Below are 14,039 nucleotides of genomic sequence, written 5' to 3'. Positions count from 1 at the left end.
AAATGAAAGACAGATATCTCGCTTTTCTGGCCATTGCCGGAATAGTATGTTTATTAAGTTATACTTCAAATGACCCTACGGGATATACCGTAGAAGAGCTTCGTACTTTATACAGCAGCGGGGATCAGAATAAATGGCCGGCTGCTCACTTATTTGATGAAGCGAGAGAAGGATTTCAGGATATAGGACCTTTGTCTAAAATGAAATTTCCTGAAGATAATCCTTATTCCGAAGATAAAATGGAGCTGGGCAAAATGTTGTTTTTTGATCCGAGACTTTCCAAAAGCGGGCAGATCTCCTGTACTAACTGTCATAATCCTGAAATTGGCTGGTCAGACGGGAGTAGAGTTTCCTTTGGCCATGACAGGCAGACTGGAACTCGAAATGCTCCGACTTTAGTAAACATTGGTTATGCAAAAACGTTTTTCTGGGATGGCCGTTCAGCGACTTTGGAAGAGCAGGTGAAAGCCCCTATCGAAAATCCGGTAGAAATGAATCTTCATATGTCAATGGCCACAAAGAATATCAGAAAGATTAAAGGCTATAAAACTTTCTTTGTAAAAGCTTTCGGGAATGGGGAAGTGACAGAAGAGAAAATTGCAAAAGCCATTGCAACATTTGAACGCTCTCTGATAAGTCCGCCATCAAAGTTTGACAAATTCGTTACCGGAAAAAAGGATGCTTTAACGGATTCTGAGATCAACGGGCTTCATTTATTCCGTACTAAAGCGAATTGCATCAATTGTCACAACACACCTTATTTTTCTGACCAGAAGTTCCACAATCTGGGACTTACGTACTACGGAAAGAAATATGAAGATCTGGGAAGATATATTGTTACCAAAAAGAACGAAGATGTAGGAAAGTTTAAAACACCTACGCTGAGAGAAGTTTCTGAGAATAAGCCTTATATGCACAACGGATTATTTCCTGAATTAGCCAATATTGTCATGATGTACAATGCAGGAATGGGTAGAGAAACTCCAAAAGGGGATCAAGTCAATGATCCTAAATTTCCCCACAAATCCGGAATGGTAGAAAAGCTAAACCTGACGGACGACGAAGTTTTTGATATCGTAGCATTTTTAAAAACCCTGAATAGTTACAAATACAAAATGCGTCCACCAGAATTACCAAAATCATAACAATTATAGTAAAAACTCTTCCTGCTGGAAGAGTTTTTTTATGTATGAGATTAATTATTTCATTTTTATTTCAAGGGTAAATGATAGGATAAAATATGGGTGGATATTTATTCGTAATGATCTTTAATTTGAATTTAAACGTTTGATTATTAATTTTTTATAAAAATTGGTTGACGGATTATAAGAAGTAGTTTTAATTTGTATATTTGATTTTTATTTAGAATAAATAAAAATATTATTTAAGAAAATAATAATGAATACAATTTTATCCATCTAATGCACAATTTTCACTAAAAAACTATGGAACAACAAAACAAAAGAATCCTCACGCTGGATTTAATAAAAGGTATAAGTGTTATAGGAATGATCATAATACATACTTTGCTGGTGTATGCCAATGTAAAATCACAGTATGAAACAGCAATTGGCAGTTTTATTGTCTTTCTGGGCAGAGGAACCTCAATCTTTTTAATCTGTATGGGAATTACCTTCATGACTTCCAGTCATCAAAGTCTTAAGAGTGCATTGAAACGGGGTGTTTTACTTGTATTTGCAGGCCTGTTCATGAATTTCATGAAGTTTATGATCCCTGTGATTTTTAATTTTGCACCCGATAATTTTATGCAAAAATATGGGTGGCATGCGCCCATAGAACAGCAGTACATATATTTGGTACAGCTGGGAGATATTTTACAGCTGGCAGGGATGTCTTTGTTGTTTGTTGGGTTTATCAGAGAGTATGTTAAAAATAAATATATTATGCTGGCTATAGGTTTATTCGTTGCACTGATATCCAGAGAAGTGAGTGGGATTAATCTGGACTATCCTGTGATCAATTATGTTCTGGATCTTCTTTTCAATACTGATTATCCGGCATATGTCTATTTCCCTGTTTTCCCATGGATGGCTTTTATTATCATCGGAATGTTTTTCGGTAAATGGTTTCAGGAACTGAACTACAATATCAAACAGATATTTAGAAATATGCTGTACATGGGGCTGTTGTTCATTGCCATAGGAGCACCGCTGGTTTTTCTGTATGGTGATTATAATTACAATGGTTTTTATCACATGGGACCTGGAGGGGTTATTTATTTTGCAGGCTGGACATTACTGTTTCTATGGCTGATCAATACAATTACTGCTAACGTTAAAGAAAACGGCTTTATGCGTGTCCTAAAATACTGTAGTAAAAATTTAACCTCAATGTACATGATCCAATGGATACTGATCTCGTGGGGAAAAGGTATTTTCGGCTACAGACAGCATGAAATTGGCTATGTGTCAGTACTGATTGTGTTGTATATTATTCTCACTTTTTCAGTGCAGACTTTGGTAGATCTTATAAGAAAGAAAAAAGCATTAATCGTTTTCAGACCAATATCATCAGATAAAACTGCTTTGAAATAATTCCAATTCTATCTTTTAAAATTTTAAAACCACAGTAAAAAGAATACTGTGGTTTTGTTTTGTCAATGGTTTAAAGAATTTCCACTTCTTCCGGTATCACAAAAAGAATTGTACAACCCTTTTCAGATGTCACAGAATGTTTGAAATTCGGAGGAGTATACAAATAATCTCCTTTTTCAAGTCGGGCACCAGCAATAGCAGCATCACCTTCCATGATAAACAGTTCTTCACCTGCAGGATGATTGTGATAAGGATAGCTGGCTCCCGGTTCAAATTTTAAAAGGATGCTGGTAGAGCGGTTTTTCTCCGGATCAAATTTTAAAGATTTTACAAAAATACCTTCATAATGAATCCCTTTTTCAATTAAAGGCTGCCATTCTTTCTGTTCTGTTTTTACGATGTAATCGTGGATGTTGGTGTTCATGATATATATATTTAAATTGTTATTGATGTAAAAATTGGTCTAAACTCCATGGGTAGTGGGAGAAAGTACTCAGGAGAAAAGCCCCGGCACTGAATGCGAAGACAGAATAATCCAAAGGCTCTTTAATTCCAAAAGAAATACTCATTGCAACCGCAAAAAATAAAGTTAGAACAGAGGCGCAGCGTGCTGTTCCTTTTATCTGATAGCCTACAAGAAGCAGAATACCGAATGATAATTCAGCAGCAGTGGACAATACGGCAATAGTGGAAGCCCATGACTGTGGTAAAAATGAATTTGTTTCAGCAGTATAATCAACAAACTTTTTCCAGCCTGAAGATTGAGCTCCCCAAAGATTGAGTCTGCTTGCTACAGCAGATAAAAATCCGCATGCCAAAGCTATCCTTAATAAAAAAACGGCAGTGCCCTGTTGAGTTTTCATACTTATAATTTTTAGGTCTTAATTACAGGTACAAAGTTCAGCGAAAACCGTTGCCTAAAGAATAGACAATTCTGGAAAAAGCATATAATATTTGAGGGAAGAAAGAAGAGGGGAGTTGGAAGCTGGAAGTTAATAGGAGACTGATAATTTTTTCTTCAAAATAAAACTTTTCAGAATTCTTTTAAATTTCCTTTACCGTCTTTTGATAATCTTTAGGAGAACGTGAAGTATGTTTTTTAAAGAAATTTGAAAAGTAGAAAGGATCATTGAAGCCAAGCAGGTAAGCAATTTCTTTCACCGTTAGTTTTTCATAGAGCAAAAGTCTCTTCGCTTCAGAAATAATAAGGCTGTAGATAACATTCTGAGCGGTTTTGCTGGTGTGGAGTTTTGAAACCTCATTCAGTTTGGCTTCAGTGGTTCCAAGGATATCGGCAAAATGAGAGACCTGATAATTATTTTTGAAATTGTTTCTGACACTTTCAAGGAATTTTAAGAATAAGGCATCCGGTTTCCATATTTCATCACCATTGGCAATTTTACTGCGGTTGATCTCTACCAATAGCAATTCTACCAGAGAATGTGTAGAAATCAGATATTGGTAAGGCTGCTCCAGAATTTCTTTTTCAATGGTGTTCAATGTTTCAGTGAAAAATGCAGGATGCTGTACGGTGATCATTTCATTCATTCCAAAATGACAAAAAAGTCCGTTGTGAAAAATAAGTTCAATATCACTGTCACTTTTACAGAAGAAATCCAGCGTAAACTCTAATGAAATAAGCTCTCCTTCCACTGATTGTAATTGATGAAACTGTCCTGAAGTAATGGTTACCGTCTGTCCTGTTTTCAGGATGAAAATATTTTCGTCAATCAGGATTTCAGCACTTCCATGATCACACCAGAATAATGTGTATCTGATGACCCGTCTGGGTTCAGGATGTCCTGCCTGATTAGAATATTTTTTTATTTCAATCATTTTTAAATCTGTTAAATAATAGAAGATTCCGTTTTGTATAAAGTGCTAGAAAACAAATTTATTCTGGACCAATTTACAAAATGTTTAATTAAATTGATTAGCTCCAAAATTATATTGTCAAAGAAAAATACCTAAATTCGTGTAGATTTAAACAAAAATTCAGAATGAAATACTCTAAAATTATTATCGTTGTTACTCTGTTTCTATTTCAGTTAGGAGCAGCACAGGAAAAGGCAGATGTTGTGTTAAATAAGGCTTTTACAGAAGCTAAAGCAGGTAAGAAAAATGTTTTACTGGTATTCCATGCTTCATGGTGCAAATGGTGTAAGATGATGGAAAAAAATATAGATCTTCCCGAGACCAAACCTATTTTTGATAAAAGATTTGTAACTGCTTATGTAGATGTTCAGGAAAGAGGCGAGAAGAAAAGCCTTGAAAATCCCGGCGGACAGGAATTAATGAATAAATATAAAGGTGAAAATGCCGGCCTCCCTTTCTGGCTGATTCTAAATCCAAAAGGAGAAGTTTTAGCTGATTCATTTGATGCCAAAGGAGAAAATCTTGGCTCACCTGCAACACCGGAAGAAGTAACTGCTTTCATTGCCAAGTTAGGGAAGGCCTCAAAACTGAGTAATGAAGAAGCACAGACAATAGAGAAAGTGTTTGTGAAGAAATAAAAGACAGGAAAAACTAATCCCCCAAAATATTTTTATTTTGGGGGATATTTTTTATCATAGTAATTTATTATGATTACAGCTTTTTATAATAGTACTCAATATTACTCCATAAAACCTGATCATCAGATTTTGTCATATCGGATGGAGTGATAAAAAGGCTTCCAAACATATTTTCATATTGAGTGGTACCGAAAGAGGTATTCTGAACAATGGTCAATCCGTCACCTTTATTTCTTGATTCACGTTTCATATATTGCAACGTTCTCTTCAAAGTAAAAGTAGAGTTCTCTTTATTGAAGTCACCGATATAACTTGGCTTACTGCTGTTATCATTAACTAATACTGAATCATTGACGATTTTAATATTATACGTAATATCAGCTGAGTTTCCGGCTGCTAGGTGTATAGAATTGCTTTTCAGATCAAGAACTATTTTCTTCCATGCCGGCTCCTTATACATGCTCCAGAATTTGCTTAAATAAGATTCATCAGGATTAGATTTACTTCCAAATGATCCTGTGTAAAGAGTAGTTCCTTTTACCGCATAACTTTTGAATTCAAACTGATACATTTCTTTGTCAATAGGCTTCGGATCGTCAATTGTGTTATCATTATTTCCACATGAGATCAGCGAAAGGGATATCATTGCAGCATAAAAAGGGTACTTCATCGTTATTTTTTTGCAAAAATAGAGGTTTTACACGTATTGGTACAATAGAAGAGGGTGTGATTTGTCAGTAATAGAATGCAAAAGCAAAAAGACAAATAATTGAATTGCCCTTTTGCTTTTTGTTTTACATGTTATTTTCCAAAATATATCATATCCTGCTTCTGCTGTTCATTATAAATGATCTGGAAGCTTACAGGCATATATTGATAAAGGAGTTTCCAATGTTGAATCTTTGCGTGTTTTTTGAAACTTTCGAAAGATCTTACAAACAGATTTTCAATCATGGTTCTTACATAAGAATCCCCATTTTTATAGATCGAGTCCATCAGTTTAAGGTGATGGGCAATAATACTGATTTTAGATTCCTGCAAAAGCTTCTTCAGATAATTCACGGTAGCCTGCATGATCCCAGCGAAATTGTCCTGAACAGACAACTGTGTGATTTCATTGCGAAGTGGCGGATAGAAAAATTTTAAGTATTCAACAGCTATTTTTTGATTAATAGTTTGCATTTGTACTTTCATCATAATTAAGATTTTTCAAACACTTTGTATTGCAGCGAAATGTATACCAAAATTTAAAGGCAGGCTGCAAAAATAAATACAGATACTATCACAGCAATGTGAGTGAGTAATATCTCTGTATTGTGTCTGTTAGTCGTAGTTTTCCAGGTTTTCCAGTCTGAAACTCTTCTTATTTTATTTTTCATAATCTATTGATTGTGAGTTATTTTTAATTTTGTTTAATTTAAACACTTTGTAATGAAACGGATAAAAAATGTAATAAAACCTTTATATACCGTGACTGTAAATTTGTCTTGAATATACCTTCTGAAGGTTGGTAGAAATGTGACTAAAAATCACTTTTCTGTATTCTTCACTGCAGAAAGCGGTACAATTGTCCAAAGAATAAATGAAAGTAGTCTCAATAGCATTTTTTAATATGGTATCTCCGTCAGTATAAATTTTGTCCATTTTCTGTAAACTTCTGAACAGCAGATTTCTGTCATTCTGGCGGATCATACTCTTAATACGTTCTGTGAAAGTACGGATGATGCTGTATGAGTTTTGAATTTTGATTTCCTTTACTTCTTGTTCAAAATCGGGAACCACGTCTGTGATTTCCTTTACGGCTTGTAGATAGTTCATAATATTATATTTTAATGGTGATTTTGTTCCAGCATTCTGATGATGGCGCCAAAGATGAAAATGGTTAAAAAAGCCAAAAAGAGCAGGTGATAAGGCTTCAGCCATTTGGGAGTCTCAGGCCCTCTGCTTTTTAATCTTCTCAACTTGTCTATTCTGTTTAAGGTTTTTAAGTCCATTTTTCTATGTTTTCAAATCATGATGCCAATGGTATTCCGTTGAAAGTAGGTTTTATTTAAAATTCTGATATTTAATATGTTGTGTTTTTGTTGTTGAGCTTTTTAAACAAAAAAGCATGTCAAAATGATAAGGGTTTTATCAATTTGATTATATAATGGAATTTGTATGTTTATTGGTTTTTTTTTATATTGCTATTAATAACCGTAAATAACTCAAAAATGGCAAAAAAGGAAAAAGAAAAATTTTTTAACTTCTTTATTTTAAATGTAAAACTAAAAAATAGACACACAAATAAACATTTAAATGAGGATGATTATATCAGACTATTTAAAGATTTATTCAAGGCAAAAATTCATAAAGCCTCATCAAATCAAAAACATTGTATTATTCAAAATTTATTTCCTCAAAAAGATGGAGGTTATATAAAATATTTTCAAGGTGTATTGGCTCAATTTACCTTTCATGAAAATGAAAAATGGTTTAACTTAGAGCAATTAGATGTAGATGAGAATTTTTCTATACCTGATAATTATTTTCCAGATGCAAAAAGGACACATTTTTTATTTATTCCAAAAACACACAGGTTTGTATATATATCGAATAGTGAATTCTCGGCGAATCCATATACAATAAAAAGATATTTAAATTCTGCACTTGATGAAGTTATTAAAAATAATGAATTAGTTGATGTAGATGTTGAAAGTGATGCTTCTACCTTAGATAAAATTTTAAAAGCACCTGTAATTAGAAAATTAACAATTGAAGTAAATTACTCTAACCCTGACAATACTTCTGATATCCAAAAATTTTTCGACGAAGATATTAAAGACGCAAATGTAGGACGTGCAAAAATCGAAGCCACTAGAAAAGATGGAAGTTCGATTGATTTAAAAAGTAGTAAAATATTATTTGGTGCAGCGCAATCATCTTTAAGCAATGGTGAAACTCTTGCTAAAATTGAAGATAATGATGGAAGAGTAATAGATTTGAATACTCAAAAATTTCCCCTTAAAGAAAAAGTATTTGGCTTGCCTGCAAGAATGAGCGAATTAATTTATGAAAAAATAGCTAATTTATTTAAACGATGAGTACACAACATACATTAGAAAGCCTAAAGGAAACATCTATTCTAGGATTCAAAGGTATTTTAAAAATCTTGGGTTACAAGAAAATATTCTTTTCAACATGGGTGGAGCTAGTTTCGTTGTTTTTATCAATAGTTATTTGTGCTATTTGTTTTATTTTTAAGGTAAATTATTATGATATTCTAGTTGATTTTAAAACTATTATGATAAATTTTTTACCAACAATTATAGGTTTTACATTAGCTGGATATTCTTTAGTTGTAGGATTTGTACAGGCAGGAATGTTAAATAAGATAACTGAGCCAACAAAAAAGGATATTGACAATTTTAGCTTATACCAAAAGATGTCCGCGGGTTTTGGAATGAATATTATTTTACAAACAGTGGCTCTAGTTATAGCCTTTCTAGTTCATTTTATAATTTTTATTGATGACAAGAATTATACATTTACTATTGATGATGAGCTTTATATTGCCATTATTAATTTTATTGGTGTATTCATTATTTCATATTGTTTTTTTCTTTCACTATTTTTGACAATTCAAACCGTTTTGAATATTTTTGGATTTAGCCAATTACATCAATATTTAATTAATAAAGAGAAAATTAATACAGAAGATAAATGAGTATAAATAATATAAATTACTATAATTCAGCAATTTCAAATTTTATAGTACATAGAGTGAAAAATGGACAATTATTACTTTCTGATAAAGAAACTGAAATAGTAAATGAAGAGGATAAGGATGTTTTAATAGAATATTCCTTTTCTTCCTTTAAATTTGATATCAAATTTAAATTTAATAATTATAGTAGTGGAATATTTCAAACTGTAAAGGATTTTTTTAATAATAGTTCGGACTTTGTCGAATTTAGTCATACTATTTCTGAATTAATGTTTGAATCATCTAATGATGCGAAAGCAAATGATGGTGATATTATTATTATAAATTTTAAAAATGTTATAATATCAGGTGAAAATGAAGTTGATTGTCTTGGAATTTTCAAAGCAGAAAATTTAGATTATTTTCTTAAACTTAGATTTGATGGTAATAATGTTTATGAGTTATTAAGTGAGAGGGGAATAAATATGGCTAAAATAGATAGAGGCTGTTTGATTTTTAATACAGAAAGTGAAAATGGTTATGTTATTTCAGTTATAGATAATAGAAACAAATCAAAAAGTTTTTGGTATGATGATTTTTTACAGGTTTCACAAATTACTGATCAGTATTTCCACACGCAGGAAGCTTTGATGGTTTATAAAGACTATATCACAAAACAGCTTCCTCAGGAATTTGAAGTTTCTAAAGCAGATCAGGCAGATTTCCTTAATAAATCCATCAATTTCTTCAAAGAAAAAGAAGAATTTAAACTGGATGAATTTGCCAGCGAAGTATTGGGTGATGAGCATGTGATTGAAAGTTTCGTGAACTTTAAAACAGATTACGAACAGGATATGCAGGTGAATATTGCCGAAGAATTCCCGATCAGTGAAGCCGCGGTAAAAAAGACCCAGAGACATTTTAAAAGTATTATTAAACTGGATAAAAACTTCCATATCTACATCCACGGAGACAGGCAGAAAATCGAAATGGGTGAAGATGATAAAGGAAAATATTACAGACTTTATTTCGAAAAAGAGGTATAAAAACATGTCTCCCGTTCAATAATAATATCATAACTTTATTGCTGATTACAAAATAGCAGCTATGAAATTTATGATCATTTTCTGGGGGATTTTTCTCTTTTTTTTCTGCGTTCCTTTTCCGATTTTCATTTATATGATGAGTGAGGAACTCGCAACAGAACCGAGAAATTCATTAGCTGTGAGCTATGGATATCTCGGTTTTTCTTTGCTCATATGGCTGTACGTGATTTTCTTCTTCATCAATATCCTTTTTATAAAAACCTTTAAAGAGAAGAATACTATTCAGTCTATACTACAGAACGGAATTCCCAAAGAAGCAAAAATTACCAGCTACAAACTCCTGAAGTATATTCCGAAAACCAATATGAATATCATTCAGGTTGTACTTTCGTTTCCTAATCTCAGAAATACATTGATTGAACATGAAATGATGTTTCACGACTCCAAGCCACAGGAAAAAAGGTTTGATGTCGGACATAAGGTAAAAGTACTGCTAAATCCCAAAGTATCACAGGAACCTTATTTTATTTTAAGTGATCAGAAAGTTGGGTTCAATATCTCTGGCATCGTTTTAAGAATTGTGTTTGCTGTATTGATGATTGCCTATATAATCGGACTTTACTATTATTTCTATAAGCGGGAATCCTTTGATTTTGGCTGGAGATTTCTGACTTTCATGCACCCGATCATTTTCAGTGGAGTAATGACCCTTATTTATGTGTTGGTTTTTCAGTTACTGATCAGCAAACTTTTTAAAAATAAAAAAGAAGAACGCATCCTCTTTTCGGGAAGAAGTGCTGAAGCCAATATCATCAGTGTAAGTCAGACAGGTCTTCTTGTAAATGATCAGCCGCAAATTATGTTTCAGGTAAGCTTTAAAGATTTCAGAGGAGCTGAACATATTGCTGTTTACAAAAAAATTGTCAGTCTTTTGAATCTCTCTTCTGTCCCTAAATACGGAACTATTGAGATTATGTATGATGAGAATGATCCGAAGAAGATTATGATACCTAAAGGGTTTTAGGGCAAAATGAAAGAAACATAAAAACGCTAAATTTGATAATGCTGGACCAGAATAATTAAACAACCTTTAGATGTAAAAATTTCTCTTTGAAATTAATTATTTAACATAAATAAAAAATAATAAAAAGTATTTTTTAATAAATGCTTTTTTGTTTAAGTAATATGATAAAACCAATTCAATTTTATACAAAAAAAAATTAAGTAAAAAATATGTTTTTCCCAGATAAACAACTACTTAACATAATGAAAAACATCCTGTAGATATGAGTTAGTTGTATATATTTGAGGTCTAATTAAAAAACATATTTTATGAAAAAATTTAAAAAAATGACGCGTGAAGATCTTAAAATGGTAAAAGGCGGTCAAGTTTGGATTGCTGAAACTAGGTGTGGTATAACTGCTATAACTACTCAAGATTGGACTCCGCAACAAGCTAGCGAATGGCGTGACAGGGTTGAAGCAATTAATTGTCCAACACCAACTCATAGTGGTCCTAGTCAAAACTTAGCCTAATTAATCTAAATTTATGCACTTATGGTCAATAACCTTCACTATAAGTGCAGTTTTATTTTTATAATGAAAAACCCTATGCATTACCATAAAAAAATACTTCAACTATTCATCTTATTTTATAGTGCTATATTCTTTACCCAATCATACAAACAGGATACTTTATGTGGTGAGTTTACTTATCAGTTAAAAGCTAAATTTGATATACGAACTGATTATAGACATGAAGAGTTTTTTACATTATTAATAGGGGAAAATCGTGCATTTTTTGCTAGTAAGAATTCTCTTAAAAGGGATTCTGTATTAGATAATTCAAGAGTAACCACACATAATTCAGACGGAAGCATTACCCTTGGTATTAAAAATGGAACATCAACTCCTGAAACTAATTTTCACTTTACTGTAATACAATCCAATGAAACTATACAATATTTTGCACCAGTTGTCATGTCTTTACTTACTTATAAAGAGCCCATAATAAAGAATTGGAAACTTATTAATGAATCTAAAATAATTAATACAATCAATTGTAAAAGAGCTGAAGTTACTTTTAAAGGAAGAAACTGGATTGCTTGGTATTCCCCCGAAATTCCGTTACCCTATGGTCCATATAAATTCAGCGGATTACCAGGTTTAATTGTTAAAATAACGGATGAAAAAGGAGATTATGATTTTGAATTGGTAAAATCCGTATCTGATTCTAAATTGAAAGGTAAATTAATTACCATTAGGAAAAGCCGATATAATGAAGCAATCGAAACCACACAGCAAAAATTAAAACAAGCATTAAGAAATGCTGATGCCAATTCTGCTGCTATACTCGCAAGTTATGGAACAACAATTATAAAAGGTCAGGAAATGGTACGACAGAGAGAAAAGGAAAGAGAAGAAAACAAAAAATATGAAAACCCGATAGAATTAGAAAAAGATTAGTAATCTTTTTTCGTATACTGATCAGATTGTAACTCAAACAAACATTCAAGAATCTGAAATCTTGTTTTGTTAAAAAATAGATTATTCTTATTCAAGAATCAACAATGCTTTTGCCGTATTTGCTATCTTTGCTTCTTAGCCTAAATCATATGAAAACAAGAATTGTTGATCTGACAAAACCCATTCAATACAATGCAGGAGATCCTTGGTTTATGAGGGTGAAAATCAAACATAAAGCACACCGGAAATCGCATTGGCTGATTCGTCTGGCGCTAAGACTTCCAGCGAGGCTTTTTCCTAAAAACTGGACAGGCTGGGCAGATGATACTATCAAAAATATGGGACTTCATGCCACCACTCATATTGATGCTCCATGGCATTATGGCCCTGTAGTAGAAGGTAAACCGGCTAAAACCATAGATCAGATTCCTTTGGAATGGTGCTTTGGAGATGGAATTGTGATCAATTGTACTCATAAAGAAGATTTTGTGACTATCACAGTTGATGATCTTAAAAAAGACCTTGATAAAAACGGAATCACGATACAGCAAGGAAATATTGTACTGATCAGAACAGACCGTGATAAAATGATGGGGACCTCAGATTTTGTAGAAAAAGGAACGGGAATGAGCAAAGAAGCGACAGAATGGCTGATTGATCAGGGCGTAAAAGTGATGGGAATTGATCAGTGGGGTTGGGATCTTCCTTTAAGATATATGGCTAAAAAAGCCAAATAACTCAATGATCCAGAATTCTTTTGGGAAGGGCACCGTGTAGGAATTGAAAAAGAATATTTACACATTGAGCAGCTTACCAATCTTGGAGCATTGCCTCCATCCGGATTTAAAATCTGTGTATTTCCGTTAAAGATTGTTGGCGGTTCTGCAGCTCCGGCAAGGGTAGTGGCCATGATGAACGAATAGAAAGTAATTAAAAAAAGAAAGGGCAAACCTGCATTGGCAAATTACCCTTTCAAACATTATCATTTTTAGCGTTCTTCGTTTGTGTATCTAAGCTTTTTTCCTGAAAAATAAGGCTCTGCTGTACTCAAAATTCATTCTGGCGATATTGAGTACGGAAATTCCTTGCGGACATTCCACTTCACAGGCTTCTGTATTGGAGCAGTGTCCGAATAATTCAGTGTCCATCTGAGCTACCATATCCAGAACCCTTTTGCTTCGTTCTTCTTTCCCCTGAGGAAGAAGTGCCATATGGGTGATTTTTGCGGAGGTAAATAATGCTGCACTTCCGTTTTTACAGGTAGCAACACAAGCTCCACATCCGATACAGGCTGCGGAATCAAAAGCTTCTTCAGCAGTCTGATGAGTTACCGGAATGGCGGTGGCATCAGGAGCCTGACCTGTATTTACAGATACAAAACCTCCCGAAGATATAATTCTGTCAAAAGCAGAGCGGTCTACTTTTAAATCTTTCTTTACAGGAAAAGCTTCAGCACGGAAAGGTTCTATCAGAATCGTTTCCCCATCTTTAAAAGACCGTAAATGAAGCTGACAGGTAGTTGTGTTTTTCAGAGGACCATGGGCAATCCCGTTGATCATCATACCACATTGCCCACAGATCCCTTCACGGCAGTCATGATCAAATTCTACAGGCTCGTCACCTTCAATGATCAATTTTTCGTTTAGTGTATCCAGCATTTCCAGGAAAGACATATGAGAATTCAATCCTTTCAAGTCATAACTTACCAGTTTTCCTTCACTTTTTCTGTCTTTCTGTCTCCATATCTTAAGATGTAAATCCATAATTTTCTGTT

Annotated in this window: 19 protein-coding genes; 10 read left to right on the top strand and 9 right to left on the bottom strand. The window is 33.2% G+C overall.

All coding sequences use genetic code 11. From position 1 onward, the window contains the following. Positions 1-2: 2 nt before the first annotated feature. On the top strand, positions 3-1,145 hold the full coding sequence (locus KIK00_RS09970; protein WP_255816403.1) for a cytochrome-c peroxidase: 1,143 nt from the start codon (positions 3-5) through the stop codon (positions 1,143-1,145). Positions 1,146-1,445: 300 nt separating this feature from the next. Then, positions 1,446-2,555, top strand: coding sequence for a heparan-alpha-glucosaminide N-acetyltransferase domain-containing protein (locus tag KIK00_RS09965; RefSeq protein WP_255816402.1), 1,110 nt, complete (start codon positions 1,446-1,448; stop codon positions 2,553-2,555). A gap of 70 nt (positions 2,556-2,625) precedes the next feature. Here the strand turns inward: KIK00_RS09965 and KIK00_RS09960 are convergent, their stop codons facing one another. The 3 genes from KIK00_RS09960 to KIK00_RS09950 all read right to left on the bottom strand — a co-directional run bounded on the left by KIK00_RS09960 (position 2,626) and on the right by KIK00_RS09950 (position 4,391). After that, positions 2,626-2,979, bottom strand: coding sequence for a cupin domain-containing protein (locus KIK00_RS09960; protein ID WP_255816400.1), 354 nt, complete (start codon positions 2,977-2,979; stop codon positions 2,626-2,628). A 19-nt stretch (positions 2,980-2,998) separates the two neighbouring features. Next, on the bottom strand, positions 2,999-3,418 hold the full coding sequence (locus tag KIK00_RS09955; protein WP_255816399.1) for a DoxX family membrane protein: 420 nt from the start codon (positions 3,416-3,418) through the stop codon (positions 2,999-3,001). A gap of 181 nt (positions 3,419-3,599) precedes the next feature. Next, positions 3,600-4,391, bottom strand: a complete 792-nt coding sequence (locus tag KIK00_RS09950) for an AraC family transcriptional regulator (protein ID WP_255816398.1) — start codon at positions 4,389-4,391, stop codon at positions 3,600-3,602. Positions 4,392-4,555: 164 nt separating this feature from the next. Between KIK00_RS09950 and KIK00_RS09945 the strand changes: the two genes are divergently transcribed. After that, entirely contained in the window at positions 4,556-5,068 is a 513-nt protein-coding gene (locus tag KIK00_RS09945) for a thioredoxin family protein (protein ID WP_255816397.1), read from the top strand. A gap of 73 nt (positions 5,069-5,141) precedes the next feature. On the opposite strand, the gene KIK00_RS09940 is transcribed toward KIK00_RS09945, so the two are convergent. The 5 genes from KIK00_RS09940 to KIK00_RS09920 form a co-directional block, all read right to left on the bottom strand. Next, positions 5,142-5,738, bottom strand: coding sequence for a hypothetical protein (locus tag KIK00_RS09940; protein WP_255816396.1), 597 nt, complete (start codon positions 5,736-5,738; stop codon positions 5,142-5,144). A 131-nt stretch (positions 5,739-5,869) separates the two neighbouring features. Continuing rightward, a complete protein-coding gene (locus KIK00_RS09935) occupies positions 5,870-6,265 on the bottom strand; it encodes a hypothetical protein (protein WP_047420913.1) in 396 nt (131 codons plus the stop codon). 50 nt (positions 6,266-6,315) lie between these two features. Next, the gene (locus KIK00_RS09930) at positions 6,316-6,447 is read right to left on the bottom strand and encodes a hypothetical protein (RefSeq protein WP_255816395.1); all 132 of its coding nucleotides are present in this window, start codon (positions 6,445-6,447) and stop codon (positions 6,316-6,318) included. A gap of 82 nt (positions 6,448-6,529) precedes the next feature. Further along, the gene (locus KIK00_RS09925) at positions 6,530-6,886 is read right to left on the bottom strand and encodes a hypothetical protein (protein WP_255816394.1); all 357 of its coding nucleotides are present in this window, start codon (positions 6,884-6,886) and stop codon (positions 6,530-6,532) included. A gap of 11 nt (positions 6,887-6,897) precedes the next feature. Beyond that, the gene (locus KIK00_RS09920; protein WP_255816393.1) at positions 6,898-7,062 is read right to left on the bottom strand and encodes a hypothetical protein; all 165 of its coding nucleotides are present in this window, start codon (positions 7,060-7,062) and stop codon (positions 6,898-6,900) included. A 219-nt stretch (positions 7,063-7,281) separates the two neighbouring features. Between KIK00_RS09920 and KIK00_RS09915 the strand changes: the two genes are divergently transcribed. The 7 genes from KIK00_RS09915 to KIK00_RS09885 all read left to right on the top strand — a co-directional run bounded on the left by KIK00_RS09915 (position 7,282) and on the right by KIK00_RS09885 (position 13,002). After that, the gene (locus KIK00_RS09915) at positions 7,282-8,151 is read left to right on the top strand and encodes a DUF4747 family protein (RefSeq protein ID WP_255816392.1); all 870 of its coding nucleotides are present in this window, start codon (positions 7,282-7,284) and stop codon (positions 8,149-8,151) included. Beyond that, the gene (locus tag KIK00_RS09910) at positions 8,148-8,774 is read left to right on the top strand and encodes a hypothetical protein (RefSeq protein ID WP_255816391.1); all 627 of its coding nucleotides are present in this window, start codon (positions 8,148-8,150) and stop codon (positions 8,772-8,774) included. The genes KIK00_RS09915 and KIK00_RS09910 overlap by 4 nt, the downstream gene beginning before the upstream one ends. Beyond that, positions 8,771-9,799, top strand: coding sequence for a nucleoid-associated protein (locus tag KIK00_RS09905; RefSeq protein WP_255816390.1), 1,029 nt, complete (start codon positions 8,771-8,773; stop codon positions 9,797-9,799). Before KIK00_RS09910 ends, KIK00_RS09905 begins: the two co-directional genes overlap by 4 nt. 61 nt (positions 9,800-9,860) lie before the next feature. Continuing rightward, positions 9,861-10,823, top strand: a complete 963-nt coding sequence (locus tag KIK00_RS09900; RefSeq protein ID WP_255816389.1) for a hypothetical protein — start codon at positions 9,861-9,863, stop codon at positions 10,821-10,823. Positions 10,824-11,131: 308 nt separating this feature from the next. Continuing rightward, the gene (locus KIK00_RS09895) at positions 11,132-11,335 is read left to right on the top strand and encodes a hypothetical protein (RefSeq protein ID WP_255816388.1); all 204 of its coding nucleotides are present in this window, start codon (positions 11,132-11,134) and stop codon (positions 11,333-11,335) included. A 75-nt stretch (positions 11,336-11,410) separates the two neighbouring features. Then, positions 11,411-12,265, top strand: a complete 855-nt coding sequence (locus tag KIK00_RS09890; protein WP_255816387.1) for a GLPGLI family protein — start codon at positions 11,411-11,413, stop codon at positions 12,263-12,265. Positions 12,266-12,414: 149 nt separating this feature from the next. Next, on the top strand, positions 12,415-13,002 hold the full coding sequence (locus tag KIK00_RS09885; RefSeq protein WP_255816386.1) for a cyclase family protein: 588 nt from the start codon (positions 12,415-12,417) through the stop codon (positions 13,000-13,002). Between the two features lie 273 nt (positions 13,003-13,275). On the opposite strand, the gene KIK00_RS09880 is transcribed toward KIK00_RS09885, so the two are convergent. Then, complete coding sequence (locus KIK00_RS09880; protein ID WP_255816385.1) at positions 13,276-14,028, bottom strand: succinate dehydrogenase/fumarate reductase iron-sulfur subunit; 753 nt, start codon at positions 14,026-14,028, stop codon at positions 13,276-13,278. Positions 14,029-14,039 lie beyond the last annotated feature (11 nt).

The sequence above is a fragment of the Chryseobacterium sp. MA9 genome, assembly GCF_024399315.1.
Lineage (GTDB): Bacteria > Bacteroidota > Bacteroidia > Flavobacteriales > Weeksellaceae > Chryseobacterium.
This window is presented reverse-complemented; position numbering and strand designations above follow the sequence as displayed.

Bases quoted from the DNA above. Each gene is read 5' to 3' on its own strand.
- KIK00_RS09970 (WP_255816403.1), top strand. From the start codon at position 3: ATGAAAGACAGATATCTCGCTTTTCTGGCCATTGCCGGAATAGTATGT.
- KIK00_RS09965 (WP_255816402.1), top strand. From the start codon at position 1,446: ATGGAACAACAAAACAAAAGAATCCTCACGCTGGATTTAATAAAAGGT.
- KIK00_RS09960 (WP_255816400.1), bottom strand. From the start codon at position 2,979: ATGAACACCAACATCCACGATTACATCGTAAAAACAGAACAGAAAGAA.
- KIK00_RS09955 (WP_255816399.1), bottom strand. From the start codon at position 3,418: ATGAAAACTCAACAGGGCACTGCCGTTTTTTTATTAAGGATAGCTTTG.
- KIK00_RS09950 (WP_255816398.1), bottom strand. From the start codon at position 4,391: ATGATTGAAATAAAAAAATATTCTAATCAGGCAGGACATCCTGAACCC.
- KIK00_RS09945 (WP_255816397.1), top strand. From the start codon at position 4,556: ATGAAATACTCTAAAATTATTATCGTTGTTACTCTGTTTCTATTTCAG.
- KIK00_RS09940 (WP_255816396.1), bottom strand. From the start codon at position 5,738: ATGAAGTACCCTTTTTATGCTGCAATGATATCCCTTTCGCTGATCTCA.
- KIK00_RS09935 (WP_047420913.1), bottom strand. From the start codon at position 6,265: ATGATGAAAGTACAAATGCAAACTATTAATCAAAAAATAGCTGTTGAA.
- KIK00_RS09930 (WP_255816395.1), bottom strand. From the start codon at position 6,447: ATGAAAAATAAAATAAGAAGAGTTTCAGACTGGAAAACCTGGAAAACT.
- KIK00_RS09925 (WP_255816394.1), bottom strand. From the start codon at position 6,886: ATGAACTATCTACAAGCCGTAAAGGAAATCACAGACGTGGTTCCCGAT.
- KIK00_RS09920 (WP_255816393.1), bottom strand. From the start codon at position 7,062: ATGGACTTAAAAACCTTAAACAGAATAGACAAGTTGAGAAGATTAAAA.
- KIK00_RS09915 (WP_255816392.1), top strand. From the start codon at position 7,282: ATGGCAAAAAAGGAAAAAGAAAAATTTTTTAACTTCTTTATTTTAAAT.
- KIK00_RS09910 (WP_255816391.1), top strand. From the start codon at position 8,148: ATGAGTACACAACATACATTAGAAAGCCTAAAGGAAACATCTATTCTA.
- KIK00_RS09905 (WP_255816390.1), top strand. From the start codon at position 8,771: ATGAGTATAAATAATATAAATTACTATAATTCAGCAATTTCAAATTTT.
- KIK00_RS09900 (WP_255816389.1), top strand. From the start codon at position 9,861: ATGAAATTTATGATCATTTTCTGGGGGATTTTTCTCTTTTTTTTCTGC.
- KIK00_RS09895 (WP_255816388.1), top strand. From the start codon at position 11,132: ATGAAAAAATTTAAAAAAATGACGCGTGAAGATCTTAAAATGGTAAAA.
- KIK00_RS09890 (WP_255816387.1), top strand. From the start codon at position 11,411: ATGCATTACCATAAAAAAATACTTCAACTATTCATCTTATTTTATAGT.
- KIK00_RS09885 (WP_255816386.1), top strand. From the start codon at position 12,415: ATGAAAACAAGAATTGTTGATCTGACAAAACCCATTCAATACAATGCA.
- KIK00_RS09880 (WP_255816385.1), bottom strand. From the start codon at position 14,028: ATGGATTTACATCTTAAGATATGGAGACAGAAAGACAGAAAAAGTGAA.